The organism is Tunturibacter gelidoferens (assembly GCF_040358255.1).
In the GTDB taxonomy this organism is placed as follows: domain Bacteria; phylum Acidobacteriota; class Terriglobia; order Terriglobales; family Acidobacteriaceae; genus Edaphobacter; species Edaphobacter gelidiferens.
Genome location: NZ_CP132938.1, coordinates 3,688,375 through 3,707,205, shown reverse-complemented (window position 1 = coordinate 3,707,205; position 18,831 = coordinate 3,688,375). Strand labels below are relative to the sequence as shown.

Genomic DNA, 18,831 nt, shown 5'->3' with positions numbered 1-18,831 from the left:
TTCATGGGGATATCTGCAAGTAATCCGAAGGGCGCCGATCAGCTGGCCCAGCCACGCTTTGGCCGGATGGATGTTGGCCTGGAGCGCATTGCCGAAGGTGTGACGCGCGCCAAAAAGTGGCTGTTCGAACAGCAACATCCCGATGGTTACTGGTGCGGCGAACTCGAAGCAGACAGCATGCTGGAGTCTGACTACATCTTCATGCATACGCTGCTGGGAACCGGCGAACCGGGCCGGATGGAACGCGCGATCAATGAGATTCTTCGTCATCAGAATGACGACGGGGGCTGGGGACTGTTCCCAGGTGGGCCGTCGAACATCAGTTATGGGGTCAAAGCCTATCTTGCTTTGAAGCTGATGGGATGGTCGAAGGATCATCCGGTGCTGGTGAAGGCCCGTGAGTGGGTGCTAGCGCACGGCGGCGTCGTCGAGTGCAACACGTTTACGAAGATCTATCTGTGCGCGCTGGGGCAGTACGATTACGACGCAGTACCGGCAATTCCACCGGAGATTGTTCTTTTTCCAAACTGGTGCTACTTCAACATCTATGAGATCTCTTCGTGGTCGCGCGGCATTCTTGTTCCGCTGTCGATCATTTATGCGAAGAAGCCGTTCAAGAAACTGGCTCCGGAGCAGGGGATTGAGGAGCTTTTCGTGGGTGGGCGCGAGAATGCCAATCTGCATCTTCGCTGGGATAAGAAAAAGCCATTTGGCTGGCGCAACGTCTTCCTTGCTCTCGACCGGATTGCGCACCTGGCGGAACGGGTTCATATTCGTCCGTTGCGCAAGATTGCGCTGAAGCGGGCGGAAGAGTGGATGCTGGAGCGTTTCGAGAAGTCCGATGGATTGGGTGCGATCTATCCGGCCATGTTGAACTCGATCGTGGCTCTGCGGTGCCTGGGACGGTCGGTGGATGATCCTCAGTTGATTCGTGCGCTTGATGAGTTTGAGAAGCTTGGTATCGATTGTCCTGATGGAACGGACGACTATTCGACGCCTACATTTCGCATGCAGCCCTGCTTTCCGCCGGTTTGGGATACGGCCCAGGCGATGTATGCCCTTGGGGAGGCAGGCGTTCGCAGAGATGATCCGCGTATGTTGAAGGCTGCGGATTGGATTCTGTCCAAAGAAGTACGCCAGAAGGGCGACTGGGCGGAGAAGGTCAAGAATGTTGAGCCGGGCGGCTGGTACTTCGAGTTCAACAATGAGTTTTATCCGGATGTGGATGATACTGGACAGGTTCTGCTTGCGCTCAATTGCGTAGATAATCCGCGTGAACGGAATCAGTATGATGCTTGCCAGCGCGCCCTGAATTGGATTTGGGCGATGCAGTGCAAGAACGGTGGCTGGGCGAGTTTTGATCGCGACAACACCAAGATGATCTTTCAGTACATCCCGTTTGCGGACCATAACGCGATGCTCGATCCGCCGACGGTCGATATCACGGGCCGCATGTTGGAGATGCTGGCGCTGTATGGCGTTACGAGAAGCGATCCACGTGTGGAGAAGGCGATCCAGTTCATCTTGAAGGAGCAAGAGCCGGACGGGAGCTGGTTCGGGCGCTGGGGCGTCAACTATCTCTACGGAACGTTCCTGGTGCTGCGCGGGCTTGAGGCGATGGGCTTCTGGAATCATGAGCCAGCCGTGCAACAGGCAGCCGAGTGGATTCGCATGGTGCAGAACGCTGACGGAGGGTGGGGCGAGACCTGCGGAACCTACGACGATCCGAATCAGCGTGGCATTGGACCGAGTACGCCCTCTCAGACGGCGTGGGCTGTGCTTGGATTGCTGGCTGCGGGGGATACACGCTCTGATTCCGTGGCGAAAGGTATTCGCTGGCTGGTGGATCGTCAGCATGAAGATGGAAGCTGGGATGAGCTGGTTCCCGGACGCAATGGCGAGAGCTACTACACGGGTACCGGTTTCCCACGTGTGTTCTATCTCGGATACCACCTTTACAAACAGTACTTCCCGCTGCTGGCATTGACGACCTACGAACGTGCGATGAAGAGCGGTACGGCTCACTAACCCAGTAAGCCGCTTGGCAAGAATTTATCTGGAAGTTATCTGGAGGAGACATCGATGGCAGTGCCAGTCTCGCAAGCCTGGACGGTTGCAACTTACGTTTTGAAGCAGAAGATGATGGGCCGGAAGAAGTATCCGCTCGTGCTGATGCTGGAACCGTTGTTTCGCTGCAATCTGGCCTGCGCCGGATGCGGAAAGATTCAGTATCCCGCACACATTCTGAAGGCAGAGCTCTCGCCAGAGGAATGCTTCAAGGCGGTTGAGGAGTGCGGGACGCCGATGGTCGCGATTCCGGGTGGGGAACCGCTGCTGCACCCTCAGATGCCGGAGATCGTTGCGGGCCTGGTCGCGCGGAAGAAGTACGTTTATATGTGCACCAATGCTCTGCTGTTGAAGGAAAAATTGCACCTGTTCAAACCGAGCAAGTATCTTTCGTTCTCGGTTCACGTGGATGGTCAGCGCGAGCATCACGACTTTTCTGTCTGCCGCGAGGGTGGATACGACATTGCGATGGAGGGTGTGCGGGTTGCGGTTGAGGCCGGCTTCCGCGTGACGACGAACACTACTTTGTTTGATGGAGCCGATCCCAACAGCGTTCGCGCGCACTTCGATGAGTTGATGGTGGCCGGGGTGGAGAGCATGATGGTCTCGCCGGGATATACCTACGACAAAGCTCCTGATCAGAAACACTTTCTTGGACGCGCGCGCTCGAAGAAGTTGTTTCGGTCGATCCTCTCGAATCGTAAAAAGACATGGCGCTTCAATGCTTCGCCCATCTTCATGGAATTCCTGATGGGCAAGAAGGATCTGACCTGCACGCCGTGGGGGATGCCGACGTTCAGTATCTTCGGCTGGCAGAAGCCTTGCTACCTGCTGCAGGATGGCTATGCGGATAGCTTCAAGGAGTTGATGGAGACGGTGGAGTGGTCGAACTACGGGACCGAGAGCGGGAATCCGCAGTGCGCGAACTGCATGGTGCACTCTGGCTATGAGGCCAGCGGTGTGAATTACACCTTCAGCTCGTTGAAGGGGCTGCTGCAGACTGCGAAGGGAATCTTCTTCAGCAAGTATGAAGACGAAGGTGCGATGAAGCTGTTGAATGAGTGGAAGCCTGCGAGCTATGGACCGCTGGTACAGATCGGTGCGCCTGTAACCAATAGCGCGTCTGAACTTCAAGAGGTTTCAGGAGACTAACGATGGCGACCGAGACACAGGAGTCCGCAAAGCTGGCGCAGTTGGCGCATGAGAATCCAGACGAGATTGAAGTAGCGGCGGGACGTGAGAGGGAACAGCTTGAGGGCTGGATTCCGGCGCTGGCGAGTGACGCGGAGATTCGTGAGGCGCTGGAGAAGGCATTCGACTATCGCGGCGATATTACGATCACGCAGAAGGATGGCTCGCAGGTGGTTGGGTATCTGTTCGATCGACAGCGGGGAGCTTCTCTGGAAGACTCGTTTGTTCGTGTGATTCCATCCAACGACGCAAAGGCGAAGGTGAGCATTGCTTACTCTGAGATCGCTGCGCTTGCGTTCAGCGGCCGCGATACGGCGGCGGGCAAGACCTTCGAAGCCTGGGTGAAGAAGTACTGGGAGAAGAAGGCAGCCGGCGAACAGAACATCCAGATCGAGCCGGAGAAGCTGGACTAAGACCGCTGTCGGGCGTAGAGTTTGCCGGGTAGCAGGTTGGTGTTTTTCCAGGGTTATCTGCCAGTTTGGCTGGAAAGAGTGAGAGTGCGCGTATTTATTACGGGAGCGACGGGCTTCGTCGGAGGCCATGTGGCGAGGAGTTATGCGGCAGAGGGCGCCAGCCTTCGGCTGCTGACTCGACAGACGAGCAGGCTGGACTCCCTTGCTGGCATTGATGCAGAGATGGTGACCGGGGATCTCCGGGAGCCGGAGAAGCTGCGCTCGGCATTAGTGGGCTGCGATGCTCTGGTTCATGTCGCTGCGGATTATCGTCTGTGGGTGCGTGATCCGGACCAGATGTATGCAGCCAATGTGACTGGTACGCGGGAGTTGCTAAAGCTTGCTTGCGAGACTGGGGTGCAACGTGTGGTCTATACCTCGAGCGTGGCGACGATGGGGTTCAAGAAAGATGGGACGATCGTAGACGAGGGGTCTCCGGTCTCGTTGTCGGAGATGATTGGGCATTACAAGCGGTCTAAGTTTCTTGGAGAGTTCGAGGCCATCAAAGCGGCGAAGGCTGGCCAGCATGTGATGATCCTGAATCCTACAACGCCGATTGGTCCTGGCGATTCGAAGCCTACGCCAACGGGAAGGATCATCGTTGATTTCCTGAATCGAAATTTTCCTGCGTATGTGGATACCGGATTGAACCTGGTGGATGTGGCCGAGGTGGCGCGGATGCATGTCGTCGCGCTCGAGCGTGGAACTCCGGGAGAGCGATACATTCTTGGCGGGGAGAATCTTACGCTAAAGCAGATTCTGGATCGTATGTCGGCGATCACTGGACTGCCTTCTCCGACTGTGAAGGTGCCGCATGCAGTGGCGATGGCCTTTGCGTTCTTCGATGAAAACTTTACCGGCAAGTTGAGGGGCAAGGAGCCGCGTGCGACCGTAGAAGCCGTCCGGATGGGGCAGAAGATGATGTTTGCTTCTTCGGCCAAGGCGGAGCGGGAGCTGGGATTTCAAGTGCTGCCTGTTTATAGTGCGCTGCGAGCGGCGATCGAGTGGTTCGTTGCACATGGTTATGCGCCGCCACTGGATGGGCTGGTGGCATGAAGGGAAACATTGCGATTATTGCTGCTCTGGAAGGCGAGCTGAAGCCGCTGATTCGTGGCCGAGGCGCAGAAAGTTGGAAGCGCAGACAGTCGGGTAAAGGGTGTTCGGTGTGGGAGTACCGCCACGCGGATGGGTGTTGGATTGCCGCTTGTGCGGGCATGGGTGAAGTGAGGGCTGCTGTGGCCTTTGTTGAGGTTGAGAAGGTTGCTGCGGTTGACGCTGTTTGCTCGGTGGGATGGGCGGGTGCTCTGGATGGAGCTATTGCGGCAGAGTCTGTTTCCGGTGTCTCTTTGGTCGTCGATACGAAGACGGGAGAACGGTTTCGTCCGGCGGACTTTCAGCCGGCATGGCCGGTACTGGCGACTACGACGTGGGTAGCTGATGAACGAGAGAAGAAGCGGTTAGCAGCGAGTTACGGGGCGGGGCTTGTGGATATGGAGGCGGCGACGATTGCCCGGATGGCGTTGAAGAAGGGTATCCCGTTCTACTGCTTCAAGGCCGTCTCGGATGATGCAGATGCGCAGTTGCCTGACTTGAATCCGTTTGTTGCAGAAAATGGGAGGTTGAAGATGTTGCCGTTTCTCGCGCATGTTGCGGTGCGGCCGGGCTCGTGGTCGGGTTTGATGAAGTTGGGAAGACATAGTTCTGCTGCTGCTAAGAATTTGGCAGAGGGGATCTATGGATGGTTGGATGAGAGCGGTTCGGTGCGCAGATCGAGCGACGATTACACTGAGAAACATGGATAGGTAAGGATCGGTTGATGTCACAAATGGTTTCGGAGACGATGCGTGCTGCGGTCTATCGCGGTGTAGATGATGTTCGGGTTGAGACGATCGCGGTGCCGGAGATTGGTGACGGTGAGGTGTTGGTAAAGATCCACACCTGCGGGATCTGCGGGACGGATTTGAAGAAGATCCATAGTGGTTCGCATGATGCGCCGCGCGTCTTTGGACATGAGATGGCGGGAACGATTGTGCAAGTGGGCGCTGGGGTCGAGGGCTTCGCTTTAGGCGACCGGGTTATGGCTTATCATCACATTCCTTGTGGCGAGTGCTATTACTGCCGGAAACAGACGTTCGCGCAGTGTGAGGTTTATAAGAAGGTCGGGTGTACGGCGGGTTTTGCGCCCTCCGGCGGCGGCTTTGCGGAGTACATTCGCGTGATGGACTGGATTGTGCGGCGTGGGTTGGTGAAGATTCCGGACGATGTTCCGTTTGAGCAGACGGCGTTTCTGGAGCCCGTGAACACGTGCTACAAGGCCGTTCAGTTGCTCGATTTGAAGGCGGATGAGACGGTGTTGGTGATTGGACAGGGACCGATTGGGATTTTGCTGGCTGCGCTGGCACGACGGACGGGTGCCAGTGTGTTGACCAGCGATCTCTATAAGGAGCGCCATGCGGTTGCTGCAAAGTTCGGGCTTGATCGTCCTATTGACGCTCGCAATGATGTGGTTGCGGCTGCAAAGGCGGCTACCGAAGGGCGCGGTGCGGATGTGGCATTGTTGGCGGTTGGAAGCGATGCGCTGATCAAGGTTGCCATGGAGGCGATTCGGCCGGGCGGGCGAGTAATGCTGTTCGCCTCGACGCAGCATGGAGAGGCGCCGTTCGATCCTGCGGCTGTATGTATGGACGAGAAGACGTTGATGGGGTCTTATAGTGCGTCGGTGGCGATACAGGATGAGGTGACGCGGTTGGTGTTCGACGGCTACCGCAATGGGTTCGACCTGACCAACCTGATCTCACACCGGTTTTCGCTGGAGGATGCGGTCGCGGCCATCGATCTGGCCTCGCATCCCCAGGCTGACTCGATGAAGATTGTGATTCAGCCCGGAAGCTAGTCGCGGGTGCGCTTCTTGACCTCTACGCTGAGACGCTTGATCTTTTGGTTGAGAGTGGAGAGCGGAATCTTGAAGTATTCGGCGGCTTCGGTCTGGTTCCAGTGGCAGCGCTCGAGGCGGTCGGAGATGATGCGGCGCTCGATCTCCTCCATCAGGTCGAAGAGGCTGGCGTTGGGCTGGTGATCGAGCAGGCTGGCCGAGTAGGTGCTGCCGGTGAGTTGAGTTGGCAGCAGGTCGGGATTGATGCTGCGCGAGGTGGAGAGGACGACGCCGCGTTCCATCGCATTTTCCAGTTCGCGAACGTTGCCGGGCCACTCGTAGTCCATGATGATTCGCATCGCCTCGGGTGATAGAGAGCGAGTCTCAGTGCCATTCTCTTCTGCGTAAAACTTGAGAAAATGCGCAGCGAGGAGGGGAATATCTTCGCGGCGGGAACGGAGTGGTGGGAGTTCGAGACTGATGACGTTGAGACGGTAGAAGAGGTCTTCGCGGAAGCGGCCTGCGCGGACTGCATCCTGTAAGTTGACGTTGGTGGCGGCGATGATTCGGACGTCAACCTGAATCTCCTGCACACCGCCGAGATGCATGAAGCGGCGGTCTTGAAGGACGCGTAGGATCTTGGCCTGCATGTCCATGCCCATGGTGCCAATCTCGTCGAGGAAGAGGGTGCCACCGTTGGCGACTTCGAAGAGGCCCTTTTTCGCTGTGACTGCGGAGGTGAAGGCGCCTTTGACGTGCCCGAAGAGAGTGGATTCGAGCAGCTCGGATGGTACGGCGCCGGTGTTGACGGGCACGAAGGGGCGATCCCTGCGTGGGGAGTTGGCATGGATGGCTTTTGCGATGAGTTCTTTACCTGTGCCGCTTTCGCCCTGGATGAGAACGGTTGAGCGGCTAGGTGCGACCTGCGCGATGAGGTCGAAGAGGCGAAGCATCGGCTCGCTCTTGCCGACGATATTTTCAAAGTTGTAGCGCTGCTTGAGGGTGCGCTTAAGTTGAACGACCTCTTCTTCGGCGCGATGGCGGGCGACGGCGGCGCGAATATCGGCGAGCAGCTTCTCGTTGTCCCACGGCTTCTGGACGAAGTTTTCTGCGCCGGCGCGGATGGCGTCAACCACGTTGCCGACCGTTCCATACGCTGTGATCATGATTACGGGAAGATTGGGCTGCATCTCGACGATGCGGGGGAGTAGATCCAATCCGCTTTCGCCTGGCAGGGCGAGGTCAAGGAGGAGCAGGTCGTACTCGTTGCGTGAGAGAAGTTCGAGGCCGGAGGGGCCATCGCTGGCGGCACTGACGGTGAAGCCTTCGAGGGTCAGCAGGGTATCGAGCGATTCGCGGATGGCTGCTTCGTCATCGATGATGAGGATGCGGGGATCGCCGACGATTCGGGCGGTTCGTTGCAGATGGAGAGTTTCGGCGGCGAGCTCGGAGGTTTCAGACATGCATCGCCTTCCTGTCAACAATTGCAGACTCGCTCTTCGATCCATCCGCTATCACGGCGGGGCGGGCGGCTGAGGTGGGGAACTCCAACTGGAAGGCGGTGCCAACGCCGATTTCGCTCTCAACGTGGATCTTGCCGGCGTGCTCCTGCATGATGCCGTAGCTGACAGCGAGGCCGAGGCCGGTGCCCTTATGCTCGCCCTCCTGGGGTTTGGTTTTGGTGGTGAAGAAGGGATCGTAGATGCGGTGGAGGTGCTCCTTTTCGATGCCGTTGCCGGAGTCCTGAATGCGGACGACGACGCGGCCGGCGCCATTGAAGGTTGCGATCTTGAGCGTTGCATTGGTGGTTCCGAACATCGCGTCCTTTGCGTTCAACATGAGGTTCAGAATGACCTGTTGGAGCTTGCCCTGGTTGCCGTGAATGCGGGCAAGGTGCGGGTCGAAGTTGGTCTCGACCCGGATCTGCGCGGTTTTGAACTGATGCTCGAGCAAGGTGACGGTGTCGCGGAGAAGCTCGTTGAGGTTGAGGGGAGTGAACTCGGCGCCGCTGGTCCGGGAGAAGTTGAGCAGGCCGTTGACGATCTCTGAAGCGCGGAAGGTCTGCTGGGTGATCTTCTCGAGAACAGGCGCGAGGCGTTCGTCGTCGCGCATGTGCTTGGTGAGCATCTGGGTGTAGCTGGAGATGACTGCAAGAGGCGTGTTGACCTCGTGGGCGACACCGGCGGCGAGCAGACCGATGGAGGAGAGTTTTTCGGCCTGGGTGAGTTGCGCCTCGAGTTGGATGCGGTCGGTGATGTCATCCACAAGGATGATGCGACCCACGGCGACGAAGTTACGGGTGACGAGTGGGGCGATAGCGATGTTGGCGATGCGGACCTTTCCGTCGGGCAGTACGAGGCGGAACTTGTAGAGTGTGTGGGTGCCATGTTCCTCGCGCACGCTGTTGAAGCGGGCTACGAAGTCCGGCGGGAGCACGGCCGAGAGCGGTTGACGCAGGACCTCGGTGCGGGACTTCGAGTACATGCCCTCCATCTGGGTGTTCCAGCTTTCGATACGGTCGTCTAGGTCGACGGCGAATACGCCGATGTTGATGGACTCGACGATATTTTCGTGGAACTCCTTGAGACTTTCGAACTCGGTAATCTTTTGCTCGAGGCGGCGGTAGAGCTGCGCATTTTGAATCGCGATACCGATGTACCCGGCGAGGGATTCGAGCAACTCCATGTCTTCGCTGGAGAGGAAGTCTCCATCGTCGGTTCGGCCGAGACCGATGACCGCGACGGTACGGGTTCCGCCACCCTCGCGATTAGCGACGCGGCAGGGGAGGTAGTAGTTGAGATCGAGGCGTCCGGCGCTCTGACGCTGGGCTTCGGGGAGGCGGAGGACCTGTTGGGGATTCTCGAGGAAGATATGGTTGTTTGCACCGGGACGGTCGAAGTCCAGGAAGCGAACGTCCAGGCTGCGGAGTTCGGCGGAGTGGAGGTTGGTGAGACCGTGGGAGGCTGCTAGATCAAAGTGACGCGGGGTAGAGCTGCCTTCACTCTCCGAGGCGAGAAAGACCGCGACGCGAGTGACGAGGAGAGTCTGGGGAAGACGTTCGACGATGGAGTCCAGCAGGGCACGAAGATCGGTTTGGGCGTTGATGCCGCGGCCAAATTCAACGAGGGTCTCGCGGTAGTCGAAGCGCTTCTGATCGAAGACGCGGTCGACTCGTGCTTGAATCATGCGCTTGAGCGGATCGAAGACGATTCCGGCGATGATGATGGCGGCGAGCAGTCCCCAGACGCCGAGGCTGGAGAGCCGTGTGTGAACGATCTCGCCGGTGAGCGCGATGATGCCGAAGTAGACGCCGACGAGAGAGGCGGTGGCCAGGGTGTAGGTGACGCCGCGTTTGAAGATGAGATCGACGTCCATGAGCCGATAGCGGACGATGGCCCAGCTGAAGGTGAGAGGAAGGACGACGAGAGAGAGACCAGCGATCTTGGCGATCTGGCTGTTGACCGACCAGTCGGCCAGGTAGGGAATGACGTAGAGGAGAGTGAACGGCGTGACCGCGATGAGGGTACCGCGGGTGAGCCATTTGAGTTGCTGGCGCTCCAGAGCAGACTCGGCCCAGCGATAACGGAGGCGGAAGACGATGGCGGCGATTACATAGTAGAGGGCCAGGTAGCCGAGGGCGATCTGATCGAGCCGGTGGAGTAGGACCTCAGTCGCAGACCAGGAGCGGATAGCTGTGTACTGCAGACCGATGAGAAAGACCCCCGGGAGGTAGAGCAGCACACAGGCAATGCGGCGACCCAAACGTTTGCGTTGGTCGGAGGCGAAGTTGTCGGAGAAGCTGACTGCGAAGTGCAGAAAGAGCGCTGGTTGAAGCGCCTGCGCCGCCATGTTGCCCCAGTAGATATACCAGTCGAAGGTGCCCGGCTCGCCGGTAGATCGGAAGCTGTAGAGGACGAACGAGGCAAGACAGAAGACGTAAAAGTGGACAGACTTTGGAGCGGTCCAGCGCCGGAACAGGACGTAGATGCCGATGCAGAGATAGACCAGAGCGATGAAGCGTAGCCCCTGATTGATGGTGCGGTCTTTGGGTTCGAGGATGACCTGAATGTCGAGCTTAGTCGCTCCATGCAGATCAATAGACTGGGGAACCGGGCGGAGGATGGAGTAGGTGGCGTGGGCCCAGATGCCGCTGCGAAACATCTCCCGGGTGAGAGAGGCGACACGGGGGGTCGGCTGGTCGTCAACGCTGACCAGAATGTCGCCAGTGCGTATGCCGGCCCGGTGACCCGGGGAGACTGCTGGAACACGCTCGGCCCGGAGGCCAGTGGCAGCTTCGACCCACCAGATGCCATCAGTTGGGACGTCGAATCCACTCTCCCGATCGAAGTTCATGGCTGCAAGGACGCAGGCGGCGACGGTCGCTACGGCGAGCACGATTGCCAGAATGCGAGTTTGGGAGGCGTTTTTCATGAAAATCCGACAATCTGGAACATCATCAGCACATCAAGGACCAAACGATTTAGGCCTTTATGCACCACGGCGAAGGCATTTGCGGTCTCAGAGCCTACAAAAAATCATAACCTATTCCGTAATAGTCAAAGATATTTGAAAGCTTACGCTCGCGATCGGGAAATTGTTCACATCCTGCGCATCTATGTGATTGACCGGCTATTTTTCCAAAATGAACATGGGCAAGAGGAAATGGATTTAGGGAGAAAAATCCCTGAGCAAGAATTAATACTCCTGTAATATTGTGAGATTGCGCTAGGATGAATTTTCTGGTGATCGAGGCCGTCGGACAGTGACACGAAGAGATCCTAACCAAATTGCCGACGGGTTTGTCGTGGTGGACGGGGTGAAGGTCCACTACCAACGTGCGGGTTCGGGACGGCCACTCCTGCTGCTTCACGGCCTCGTGGGATCGGCCAGGAATTGGCGGCGAAACATCAGCTTTCTTGCGCAGAATTCCGAAGTATATGCGATCGACCTGTTCAATATGGGGGAGTCGGAGAGGGTTCCCGGACTCGATGCTGGGCTTGAAGCTACGGCAGACCGGTTAGCCGCATATATGGACGCGCTTGGTTTGGAACAGGCGGATATCGCAGCACATTCGCACGGTGGAGCAGTGGCGATGATGTTTGCCGCCCGGCACTCGGATCGAGTGCGCAGGCTGATCCTGTTCGCACCAGCAAATCCGTTCTGCGACCTGGGACACCAGTTGATCCGGTTCTATCAGACAAGATTCGGGATTTGGGTCGCTCGGCAGATCCCTTCGTTGCCGAGGATGTTGAAGGCGACCGCGCTCAGCCGCATGTATGGGGATCCCTCTCGGGTTTCGGCCGGCGCTCTTGAGGGGTATATCGAAGGTCTGCATGTTCCGGGAACGATGGATCACGTGCTGCAGATTGTGCAGCGTTGGTTCGTTGACATGGGGTTGCTGCGATCTGTCCTTGAGCGGTTGGTGGCGAAGCCTATGCTGCTGATATGGGGAGATCGGGACAGAGCGGTTGGATTGAATTCTGCGCGAGAGTTGCAGCGGATTCTTCCGCAATCGAGTCTGATGGTGCTTCCGGGCGTAGGCCACATCCCGTTTGAAGAGATGCCTGAGATCTGCAACAAGGCGATGCGAGATTGGCTGCTAAAGCCGCTGCCCTCCGAAGCGCGCGTCACTGTGAGCCGGCATGCGGAGCCTGCCACGTTTGCCAATCACGTGGCGAAACGAGGCGCGGCTTAGCTCGCTAACTCAAGCTAAACACGCTCTGCAACCAGAGACGAATCTCGGCCTGCATCAGATCGAGCTTTGGGTTGGGGGACTCGGTTCCCTGAAAGAAGTGGTCAGCGTCTGCGATCCAAACCAGACGCTTTGGTTCGGGCGCTCTGGCAAAGACGCCTTCCAGAGTGTCGCGTGGACCGTATCGGTCGTGGTCGCCGCTGATGAAGAGCTTAGGCTGGGTGCATTTAGGCAGAAACTTGTAGGTGTAGTCGCGACCCTCTGCGTGGACTGGAACGCCGAGGCCGACTAGACCCTTCACCCGGGGATCTCCACAGCATGCGCGCAGACCGACGTTGGAGCCGAAGGAGAAGCCGGCAAATAGGATTGGTCGGTCGAGGTTGTGTTGCATCCAGTCGAGAGCTGCGAGAACGTCGTCCTGTTCTCCGAGCCCGTCATCGTGAGCGCCTTCGCTTAGACCTACACCGCGGAAGTTGAAGCGAAGGACGGGAAGACCGAAGGATGAGAAGGCCTTCATGGCGTGATAGACCACTTTGTTATGCATGGTTCCGCCGCCCGAGGGGTGGGGATGGCAGACGAGCGCAGCGTATGGGGCGTCGTCGCGGCCGGTGTTGAGAAGTGCTTCGAGGCGACCGGCGGGGCCGCGAAGATCGTCGATCGAACGGATCTGGGAGGTAGTGGTTTGCGTCATCTTCTTCAGTTTATCGGGTGTGTTCGTTATCCGTTCTTTATGGGAGATACCGTATGCTGGAGGGCATGGCGATTGACCCTATCGAACTGACGAAACAGCTTGTAAATATTGAGTCCACTACGTATCACGAGGGTCTTGCCGGTGATTTTCTCTATGAGTATCTCGGGGCACAACGTTACGAGGTGGAGCGGACGGCGGTCGAGCAACCGGACCGCGCCAGCACGCCGGGAGCGGGCAGCGGCGAGCGTTTCAATGTGTACGCCGCAATGCCCGGGGTTACTCCGGATGTGGTGCTCTCGACCCATATGGATACTGTCCCTCCCTTCTTTGGGTGCATAGAAGACGATGAGTTTTTATATGGCCGCGGGAGTTGCGATGCGAAGGGAATCATTGCGGCGCAGGTAGCTGCAGCGGACCGGCTTCGTGACGGGGGTGTGAAGGTTGGATTGCTGTTTGTGGTGGGTGAGGAACGAGATTCGGCGGGTGCGGCCAAGGCTAACCTGTCTCCGAAGGGATCGCGGTTTCTGATCAACGGGGAACCGACTGACAATCGGCTGGCGCTAGCATCGAAGGGCGCGTTGCGGGTTGAACTCAGGGCGAAGGGGCGCATGGCGCACTCTGCTTATCCTGAACTGGGTGAGTCGGCTATCGATAAGTTAATAGAAGCGCTGCATGATGTTTTAGCGCTGCCTTTACCGATCGAGCCGGAGATCGGCCCTTCCACGTTGAACATTGGATTGATCGATGGTGGGCGTGCTCCGAACGTGATCGCGGACACAGCAGAGGCGCATATTCTGGTTCGTCTGGTGGGGCCGTCGGACGAAGTGAGGAGATCGATCGTTGCAACAGTGGGTGGCAGGGCGGATGTTGAGTTCAGCCTTGATCTGCCGTTTGTAAGGATGAGGAAGGTTGGGAATCTGCCGACAATGATTGCGAAGTTTACGACGGATATTCCTAAGCTGACGGCCTGGGGTGAGCCGTTTCTGCTGGGGCCTGGGTCGATTCACGTGGCGCATACTCCTCAGGAGAGGATTGCAAAGAAAGAACTGTTGGACGCTGTTGATTTATATTTCAATCTTGCGACTTTACTAACTGCATGAGAGACGTAGGAGAGAATGCTTGAGATTTGACCAGGCGCAGGTCAAGACAGTGCTTCATGCAGGTGAAATCATCCCATCTGGCGGTTTCCGCGCCCAATTAAAAATCTTACTTATTGCTGAGGAAGGCATCAGAATCAAGTCTCTGCAAAATAAGTCTGGAAACTACTTCACATTCAGTTATCTCAGTGATATCTCTGACGGCTTCGACAAGATTGACCCACGAGCGATCCAACGAACAATGCAGCCTGTTCTCATCGCCGCGAAAAGAAGACAGCATCTTTCGACGGAAAACTACGCATACGGAATCGTACGAATCCTGCATGAGTGGCTCGGTCATTTATCGGGATCTTCTGGACAGATGTTCACCTCGAGCGGAGAAGAGGCACTCGATAGTTCATCCGATCAGGCGACAACGGATCATTGGGAGGGATCGAAAACAAAAGTTTTTGTTGATCGTTTTGAACGAGACTCGCAAGCACGCGAAGCATGTCTAGCTAAGCACGGTCGAATATGTGTTGTTTGTAGCTTCGACTTCCGGATCAGATATTCAGAGATTGGGACGGGCTTCATTCATGTTCACCATCTTCGAATGTTGTCAGAAGGCGGCAGGAGGGTTGACCCTATTCTCGACCTGGTTCCCGTATGTCCTAATTGTCACGCGATGCTTCACAGAAAGAACCCGCCTTATACACCAGGCGAGCTGAGAGATCTAATTCGCTGAACTGATTCAACCATTTGAGATTTTTAGCCAGAGACTACCCGGAAGGGTAGATTGCCCTGGTTGTCTTCGGCGAACACGGCTGTCTCGTCTGGATTGGCGGAGTTGTAGCGGATATTTACGAAGGGATTGCCGACGGACTTCGACTCTGCCTCGTGGTGAGTGAGAGCTACGCTGCGAAGATAGCCGCCGTAGTATTCCCCGTTGATCTTGAAGTGGAAACCAGCTTCGATTTGGTAGGGGGCTCCAGGAGAGGCCGCGTCTTCGTCGGCGGAGAGGACTTGCCAGTGGTTGATCTCGGCCAGGGCGAGCGGCCATTGGGCGGCGAGGCGAAGTTTCTTCTCGCGATTTTTGCGGCGGAGTCTGCGACTGATTGCGTCGATGAAAAAGATGCCAGCCATACTTGGGTAACGATTCTAATACGACAATTTGGGACGCGTTTTCCTACGGCGTCGCGGGTTCTAAACTAGAGAGATGGCAGCAGAGTTTACCCACCTTCATCTTCATACTGACTACTCCCTTCTTGATGGCGCGTGCGACGTCGATAAGCTTGCCGGGCACCTGAGCAAGATTGGTCAGACTGCGGCCGCTATGACCGATCATGGAAATATCTATGGGGCGGTGCACTTCTTCGATGCGATGCAGAAGAAGGGAATCAAGCCAATTCTTGGTTGCGAGCTTTATATCTGTAAGAACGACGATCATCGCGCTGCGCCTGAAGGAGATAAGTATAACCACCTGCTGGTGCTGGTTGAAAATCAGGAAGGCTATCGCAATCTGGTTCGACTGACGAGCGAGGCGGCCCTGCATGGGTTCTATCGAAAGCCTCGCGTGTCAAAGGATTTTCTTGCGAAGCACTCGGAGGGGTTGATCGGATTCTCGGGTTGTCTCGCGGGTGAGGTGAATCAGTTTCTGATGGAGGACAAGTACGACGAGGCTAAGCGTACCGCTGGTTTTTACCAGGATCTCTTTGGGAAGGGCAACTACTTTCTCGAGATTCAGGACCACGGACTCGCACCGGATAAGGGCGTATGCGATGCATTGTTCAAGATGGAGCGCGAGCTTGATATCCCTCTGATCGCGACCAATGACAGTCACTATGTTGCCGCTGATGATTCGCGGGCTCACGAGATTTTGTTGTGCGTGCAGACGGCGGGCAGCATGAACGACCCAAAGCGATTCAAGTTCGATACGCAGGAGTTTTATATCAAGAGCGCGGAGGAGATGCTTCGCACCTTCTCTCAGAATCCCGAGGTGTGCACTCGAACGATGCAGTTTGTCGAGCGCTGCAACGTGAAGATGATGAAGGTCGACAACCCGTTTCCGGACTTCATTGTGCCGGAGGGAGAGACGCTTGACACCTACTTTGAGCAGATATGCCGCAAGGGCCTGGAGATGCGACTGGAGACCGCGGTTGCTCATCTGCGTTCTCGCGGGTTGTTGAAGAAAACGATTCCTGAATATCATGAGCGTCTGGATCGCGAGCTAAACATCATCAAACAGATGAAGTTTCCTGGCTATTTCATGATTGTCTGGGACTTTATCCGATACGCGCGTGAGCAGAAAATTCCGGTGGGGCCTGGGCGTGGATCGGCTGCCGGTTCTCTGGTGGCTTACGTGATGCAGATCACCGATATTGATCCGCTGCAGAATGAACTGCTGTTTGAACGGTTTTTGAATCCGGAGCGCGTGTCGATGCCCGATATCGATATCGACTTCTGTATGAACCGGCGCGGCGAGGTGATCGAGTACGTCAATCGTAAGTACGGTCGGGATCAGGTCGCGCAGATTATTACGTTCAACACCATGGCAGCGAAGGCTGCGATCAAAGACGTTGGCCGGGCGCTCGATATGCCGTATGGCGAGGTCGACCGGATTGCGAAGATGATTCCTTCTACGATTGGGATCACGATCGATCAGGCACTGAAGGATTCGCCGACCTTGGCTGGGGCGTATGAGGGCGATCCAAAGATCAAGGAGTTGATCGATGCTGCGCTGCGGCTGGAGGGACTGGTTCGCGGTGCGGGCGTACACGCAGCAGGCGTTGTGATTGCGCCGAAGCCGCTGACAGAGCTGGTTCCGGTGACCCGTGCGAAGAACGACGATATCGTCACAGCTTATGACATGAAGGCCGTCGAGAAGATGGGACTTCTCAAGATGGACTTTCTTGGCCTGACGACGCTGACTGTTATTGATGACGCACTGAAGCTGATTAAGTCGACGACGGGGACGGATGTCGATATGTCGACGATTCCGCTCGATGATGCGACTACGTATGAGCAGGTCTATCACAAGGCGTTGACCTCCGGGGTGTTTCAGTTTGAGTCGGGCGGGATGCGTGATGTGTTGCGGCGTTATAAGCCGAATACTGTTGAGGATCTGACGGCGTTGAACGCGTTGTATCGTCCGGGGCCGATTCAGGGTGGAATGATTGATGATTTCATCGAGCGCAAGTGGGGACGGCGCGCGGTGAGCTATGAGCTGCCTGAGCTTGAGATGATTCTGCGCGAGACGCTGGGTGTGATCGTGTACCAGGAGCAGGTGATGCAGATTTCAAACGTGCTGGCTGGGTACTCGCTGGGCGACTCGGACCTGCTGCGTCGAGCGATGGGTAAGAAAGATCCTGCGGAGATGGCGAAACAGCGCGATCGCTTTATGAGTGGCGCTGCTGCGAATAAACATCCAAAGGATACGGCGGGGAAGATCTTCGACCTGATGGCGCAGTTTGCAGGGTATGGGTTCAATAAGTCTCACTCGGCTGCGTATGCGCTGCTGGCGTATCACACGGCGTGGCTGAAGACTCACTACCCGGTGGAGTTTATGGCGGCGCTGCTGACGAGCGAAACGTCAAAGCCGGAGAATGTGGTCAAGTACATCTCAGAGTGCCGCGAGATGAATATTTCGGTGGTGCCGCCAAATGTGCAGGTATCAGATGCGAACTTCACGCCGATCAACGGGGCGATCGGGTTTGGATTGGCAGCGATCAAAAACGTGGGTCATAACGCGATTGAGTCGATCATCGCGGCGCGGACAGCCCTACAGGCTACGGGAAAGAAGGGGTTCTCCAGCCTTTGGGAGTTCTGCGAGAAGGTCGATCTGCGACTGTTGAATAAACGCGTGTTGGAGTCGTTGATCAAAGCGGGCGCGATGGATGCCTTTGGCGGTAGGGCGGCGCTGTGCGCTGCTCTTGATAAGGCAATGGAGCGAGCGCAGAAGTCTCAGCGCGATGAGGCGGCGGGGCAGCACGGACTGTTTGGGATCTTCGATGCAGATATCCATTCTCCTTCTTCGAATAACGGAGAGGAGGCGCTGCCCAGCGTGGCTGAGTGGGACGAACACACTCGACTGCAGAACGAAAAAGAGGTGTTGGGATTCTTTGTGTCGGGGCACCCGATGGACAAGTACCGGGAGAAACTTCGAAACATGAAGGTCGTCGATACAGTGACAGCCTGCGAGATGAAGCCTGAGCCGCAGGTATTTCGACGCGGACGAAATGAAGAGCCTCAGAATGAAATATCCATCGCGGGCGTTATTACAAGCTTAAAGGTCGCGAAGTCCAAGCGCTCGGGGGAGATGTATGCGCAGGCTTCGCTCGAAGACACCGTGGGCAAGATCGAGTTGATCGCGTTTCCGCAGTCGTACGAGAAGCTCGCGGAGAAGTTGAAGATTGATGTTCCCGTGGTGGTCCGGGGGGTACTGCGTGGGGAAGAAGATTCGGCGCCGAAGCTGGCGATCTCGAGTATTCAGGCGCTGGAGGACGTGAAGATCAAGCTGCCGGATTCGCTGCGAATCAAGGTGCCCCTGCATAATCCGGACGCGGCGTTGCTTGAGAAGCTGCATGCCATCCTAATAGGCGCTCCCGGGAAAGGAAAGCTGCTGCTCGATCTCGAAGAGCCGGGGGAGTTTTGTGCGGTGCTGGAACCTCACAACTGTCTGGTAGCTGCAGATCGGCTTTTCATCGATCAGGTGGAGGAACTGGTTGGCCGAGGAGGGGTTCGGATCATCGACTAGCCCTCGATGCCATACAATCGTTATAGAAATTAGCGAA

14 protein-coding genes are annotated in these 18,831 nt (G+C 56.7%); 10 read left to right on the top strand and 4 right to left on the bottom strand.

The features are described 5' to 3' along the window. Positions 1 to 3: 3 nt before the first annotated feature. From shc to RBB81_RS16195, 6 genes are all read left to right on the top strand, one after another. Positions 4 to 2,028 (top strand): squalene--hopene cyclase, encoded by a 2,025-nt coding sequence (shc, locus tag RBB81_RS16220; protein ID WP_353071377.1) that lies wholly within the window; start codon positions 4 to 6, stop codon positions 2,026 to 2,028. 54 nt (positions 2,029 to 2,082) lie between these two features. Continuing rightward, a complete protein-coding gene (gene hpnH / locus RBB81_RS16215) occupies positions 2,083 to 3,219 on the top strand; it encodes an adenosyl-hopene transferase HpnH (RefSeq protein WP_353071376.1) in 1,137 nt (378 codons plus the stop codon). 2 nt (positions 3,220 to 3,221) lie between these two features. Further along, positions 3,222 to 3,671: a hypothetical protein gene (locus tag RBB81_RS16210; RefSeq protein ID WP_353071375.1), complete on the top strand. Its 450-nt coding sequence runs from the start codon at positions 3,222 to 3,224 to the stop codon at positions 3,669 to 3,671. An 84-nt stretch (positions 3,672 to 3,755) separates the two neighbouring features. Continuing rightward, positions 3,756 to 4,766, top strand: a complete 1,011-nt coding sequence (hpnA, locus tag RBB81_RS16205; RefSeq protein ID WP_353071374.1) for a hopanoid-associated sugar epimerase — start codon at positions 3,756 to 3,758, stop codon at positions 4,764 to 4,766. Beyond that, positions 4,763 to 5,512, top strand: a complete 750-nt coding sequence (locus RBB81_RS16200) for a nucleoside phosphorylase (RefSeq protein ID WP_353071373.1) — start codon at positions 4,763 to 4,765, stop codon at positions 5,510 to 5,512. The genes hpnA and RBB81_RS16200 overlap by 4 nt, the downstream gene beginning before the upstream one ends. Before the next feature lie 14 nt (positions 5,513 to 5,526). After that, positions 5,527 to 6,603: a zinc-dependent dehydrogenase gene (locus RBB81_RS16195; RefSeq protein ID WP_353071372.1), complete on the top strand. Its 1,077-nt coding sequence runs from the start codon at positions 5,527 to 5,529 to the stop codon at positions 6,601 to 6,603. On the opposite strand, the gene RBB81_RS16190 is transcribed toward RBB81_RS16195, so the two are convergent. Both RBB81_RS16190 and RBB81_RS16185 read right to left on the bottom strand, forming a co-directional pair. Beyond that, on the bottom strand, positions 6,600 to 8,045 hold the full coding sequence (locus tag RBB81_RS16190) for a sigma-54-dependent transcriptional regulator (RefSeq protein ID WP_353071371.1): 1,446 nt from the start codon (positions 8,043 to 8,045) through the stop codon (positions 6,600 to 6,602). The two genes, RBB81_RS16195 and RBB81_RS16190, sit on opposite strands and share 4 nt — an antisense overlap. Next, positions 8,038 to 11,013 (bottom strand): GAF domain-containing sensor histidine kinase, encoded by a 2,976-nt coding sequence (locus tag RBB81_RS16185; protein WP_353071370.1) that lies wholly within the window; start codon positions 11,011 to 11,013, stop codon positions 8,038 to 8,040. Before RBB81_RS16185 ends, RBB81_RS16190 begins: the two co-directional genes overlap by 8 nt. A gap of 331 nt (positions 11,014 to 11,344) precedes the next feature. On the opposite strand from RBB81_RS16185, the gene RBB81_RS16180 reads away from it, so the two are divergent. Then, positions 11,345 to 12,277, top strand: a complete 933-nt coding sequence (locus RBB81_RS16180; protein WP_353071369.1) for an alpha/beta fold hydrolase — start codon at positions 11,345 to 11,347, stop codon at positions 12,275 to 12,277. 4 nt (positions 12,278 to 12,281) lie between these two features. Here RBB81_RS16180 and RBB81_RS16175 read toward each other — a convergent pair whose 3' ends face one another. Beyond that, complete coding sequence (locus RBB81_RS16175; protein ID WP_353071368.1) at positions 12,282 to 12,965, bottom strand: alpha/beta hydrolase; 684 nt, start codon at positions 12,963 to 12,965, stop codon at positions 12,282 to 12,284. A gap of 65 nt (positions 12,966 to 13,030) precedes the next feature. On the opposite strand from RBB81_RS16175, the gene RBB81_RS16170 reads away from it, so the two are divergent. Further along, entirely contained in the window at positions 13,031 to 14,065 is a 1,035-nt protein-coding gene (locus RBB81_RS16170; RefSeq protein WP_353071367.1) for a M20/M25/M40 family metallo-hydrolase, read from the top strand. 19 nt (positions 14,066 to 14,084) lie between these two features. Further along, positions 14,085 to 14,786 (top strand): HNH endonuclease, encoded by a 702-nt coding sequence (locus RBB81_RS16165; RefSeq protein WP_353071366.1) that lies wholly within the window; start codon positions 14,085 to 14,087, stop codon positions 14,784 to 14,786. A 23-nt stretch (positions 14,787 to 14,809) separates the two neighbouring features. On the opposite strand, the gene RBB81_RS16160 is transcribed toward RBB81_RS16165, so the two are convergent. After that, positions 14,810 to 15,184, bottom strand: a complete 375-nt coding sequence (locus tag RBB81_RS16160) for a hypothetical protein (protein ID WP_353071365.1) — start codon at positions 15,182 to 15,184, stop codon at positions 14,810 to 14,812. Between the two features lie 73 nt (positions 15,185 to 15,257). Between RBB81_RS16160 and dnaE the strand changes: the two genes are divergently transcribed. Next, on the top strand, positions 15,258 to 18,794 hold the full coding sequence (gene dnaE, locus RBB81_RS16155; protein WP_353071364.1) for a DNA polymerase III subunit alpha: 3,537 nt from the start codon (positions 15,258 to 15,260) through the stop codon (positions 18,792 to 18,794). Positions 18,795 to 18,831 lie beyond the last annotated feature (37 nt).